The organism is Alcanivorax sp. UBA3183, assembly GCF_002364155.1.
In the GTDB taxonomy this organism is placed as follows: domain Bacteria; phylum Pseudomonadota; class Gammaproteobacteria; order Pseudomonadales; family Alcanivoracaceae; genus Alcanivorax; species Alcanivorax jadensis.
Genome location: NZ_DEXN01000001.1, coordinates 1 through 2,546 on the forward strand (window position 1 = coordinate 1; position 2,546 = coordinate 2,546).

4 protein-coding genes are annotated in these 2,546 nt (G+C 56.4%); 2 read left to right on the forward strand and 2 right to left on the reverse strand.

The genetic code is table 11. The features are described from left to right. The first annotated feature begins 56 nt into the window (after positions 1–56). The gene (locus B3Q33_RS00005; RefSeq protein ID WP_273010259.1) at positions 57–641 is read left to right on the forward strand and encodes a TIGR00730 family Rossman fold protein; all 585 of its coding nucleotides are present in this window, start codon (positions 57–59) and stop codon (positions 639–641) included. Positions 642–718: 77 nt separating this feature from the next. On the opposite strand, the gene B3Q33_RS00010 is transcribed toward B3Q33_RS00005, so the two are convergent. Further along, positions 719–1,261 (reverse strand): NADPH-dependent FMN reductase, encoded by a 543-nt coding sequence (locus B3Q33_RS00010; protein WP_273010258.1) that lies wholly within the window; start codon positions 1,259–1,261, stop codon positions 719–721. A gap of 152 nt (positions 1,262–1,413) precedes the next feature. On the opposite strand from B3Q33_RS00010, the gene B3Q33_RS00015 reads away from it, so the two are divergent. After that, positions 1,414–1,572: a YqaE/Pmp3 family membrane protein gene (locus B3Q33_RS00015; protein ID WP_035245841.1), complete on the forward strand. Its 159-nt coding sequence runs from the start codon at positions 1,414–1,416 to the stop codon at positions 1,570–1,572. Positions 1,573–1,638: 66 nt separating this feature from the next. On the opposite strand, the gene B3Q33_RS00020 is transcribed toward B3Q33_RS00015, so the two are convergent. Further along, positions 1,639–2,499 carry a pirin family protein gene (locus tag B3Q33_RS00020; RefSeq protein WP_273010257.1) on the reverse strand — a complete coding sequence of 287 codons (861 nt, stop codon included), beginning with the start codon at positions 2,497–2,499 and terminating at the stop codon, positions 1,639–1,641. Positions 2,500–2,546 lie beyond the last annotated feature (47 nt).

The window sequence follows — 2,546 nt, forward strand, 5'->3', positions numbered from 1 at the left end:
GCCTCAAGCGGCGCTCCTACAGCTGCCTCTAGCCACAACGAACAAACGGCGATGCCATGAAAAAAATCTGCGTCTATTGCGGCTCCAGCCCCGGTGAGGGAAACGACTATATTCAAGCCGCTGAGGGTCTCGCCAAAGAATTGGTTGCCCGCAACCTTGGCCTTGTCTATGGCGGGGCCAGCGTGGGCGTCATGGGAGCCATCGCCAATGCGGTCATGCAGCAGGGCGGTGAAGTGATCGGCATTATTCCTGATGCATTAATGCGCAAGGAGATCGGCAACGATCACCTCACCGAATTGCGTGTGGTGGGTTCCATGCACGAGCGCAAGGCTGCCATGGCTGATTGTTCTGACGGCTTTATCGCCTTGCCCGGCGGCATGGGTACGCTGGAGGAAATTTTTGAAATTCTTACCTGGGCGCAACTGGGCTTTCACCACAAACCCTGCGCCCTGTTAAACGTGAACGGCTATTACAACCACCTGATCACCTTTCTCGACCACGCGGTAAGCCAGGGTTTTCTGCGCCAGGAGCACAGAGACCTGCTACAGGTTCACGACACACCGGCAAGCCTTCTGGACAGCTTCGCAGATTATCAGGCGCCGGAAGTGACCAAGTGGATTCGCCGCGAAGAGCAGCTCTGATTTTTCTCTGCAAGGCCTATATGGTGCAGTTCGCCTTAGGCTCAATGGCACCCTACGCCTATGGCGAACTGCACCGTTTACTTCAGGGTGTCGGCCCAGGCCTGCAAGGCAGCCAGTTGTTTGCCGATCATTTCCTTCGTTGCTTCGTCCTGAAGGTCACCATTGTCATCGCACTTCTCATGGGCGGCGGAGACGAACACTTCCGGTTTGTTGAGCGGGTGCACATCCAGAAATACCAAGACCTGACGCAGGTGATACTGGCTGCGGCTGGAGCCCATGCCGCCCATGGAGGCGCCCATGATGGCGGCGGCCTTGCCGGCGAAGATGCCACCCGGGACCCGGGATAACCAGTCGATGGCATTTTTCAGTACACCGGGGATGGAATAGTTGTATTCCGGGGTGGCAAACAAGAAAGCATCCGCCGCTTTTACCTGTTCTGCCAGGGCAGTCACGGGAGCAGGGCGGTTGTCGCCATCGTCATCACCGTTATAGAGCGGGATATCACTGATGTCCGCTTCAATGATTTCCATTCCCGACGGCGCCAACGCCCGGGCGGCGCGAACCAGGCCGCGGTTGTAGGATTTCTCTCGCAAACTGCCTGCTATAGCCAAAACCTTCATGCCGTCTCTCCTTTCCCTGATATCTCGCAACGCCCAGCTTCCCGGAAAATCACGGTGTCAGCAATGCAATCTGTGCCGCAATTTGTGTTTTTTTAACAGACGCTATGGCATAAAAAAATTACAGTGAGATTTTCGGACTCAAGGAGAACCGCATGGATCTGTTACGCATTCTCATCGCCATCCTGCTTCCACCACTGGGGGTGTTTCTCCAGGAAGGAATTGGCAAGCATTTCTGGATCAATATCGTGCTGACCATTCTCGGTTATATTCCGGGTATCGTGCATGCGGTCTGGGTGATCGCTTCACGCTAGCGGCCAACATCTTCTCAAAAAAAAGCCCCGGCAAGTGCCGGGGCAGGGTGGGGTTGAGCGGAGCCGCTACAGGGATGACGGCTCGGCGGTCAGAGTGCCATCGCGATAGTCACTCAGGGCCTGGTTGATCTCGTCCTGGGTGTTCATCACGAAGGGGCCGTACTGGGCAATGGGCTCGCCAATGGGCTTGCCTGCCAGCAGCAACAGCCTGGCACCGTGATCACCGGCCACCAGAGAGACCTTATCACCGTCAGTGAAGGTGGCCAGGTGGTCGCTCTTTACCGCCTCGCCGGCAATGCTGACCTGACCTTCGAACAGGTACAGGAAAGCGTTATAGCCCTGTGTTAGTGGCACCGTCACCGTTTCATCGGCGCGCAATTTCACGTCCAAATAAAGCGGATCGGTACTGCCACCTTTTACCGGTGCACTGATCACCTGATTGCCGATGGTGACTTCACCGGCAATGGCTTTGATCTGACCGCCCTTAGGCAAATCCAGTCGTGGGATTTCTGTATCAGTAATATCCCGGTAGCCGGCCGCTTTCATTTTTTCTGCCGCCGGCAGGTTGATCCACAACTGGAAGCCACGCAGCAAACCATCCTGCTGTTGCGGCATTTCCTCGTGAATAATGCCGCGCCCTGCGGTCATCCACTGCACACCGCCCTGCTGCAAATCCCCTTCGTTACACAGATGATCACGATGCTTCATGTGGCCTTCCATCAGGTAGGTCACCGTTTCAAAGCCGCGGTGCGGGTGCGGGGGGAAGCCGGCAATGTAGTCGTCCGGATTATCGGAAGAGAACGCGTCCAGCATCAGGAAAGGATCCAGGCGCACCATAGGGTTGTAACCCAGTGCTCGCTTCAGGCGAACGCCGGCACCATCGGATGTATCCAGTGCGCGAATGGTGTTGAGAATTGTGCGTTCCATGGGAACCTCCTGCCTTGCGGCCCTGTGCTGTAGGAGCGGCGCTTGAG

Bases quoted from the DNA above. Each gene is read 5' to 3' on its own strand.
- B3Q33_RS00005 (WP_273010259.1), top strand. From the start codon at position 57: ATGAAAAAAATCTGCGTCTATTGCGGCTCCAGCCCCGGTGAGGGAAAC.
- B3Q33_RS00020 (WP_273010257.1), bottom strand. From the start codon at position 2,499: ATGGAACGCACAATTCTCAACACCATTCGCGCACTGGATACATCCGAT.
- B3Q33_RS00010 (WP_273010258.1), bottom strand. From the start codon at position 1,261: ATGAAGGTTTTGGCTATAGCAGGCAGTTTGCGAGAGAAATCCTACAAC.
- B3Q33_RS00015 (WP_035245841.1), top strand. From the start codon at position 1,414: ATGGATCTGTTACGCATTCTCATCGCCATCCTGCTTCCACCACTGGGG.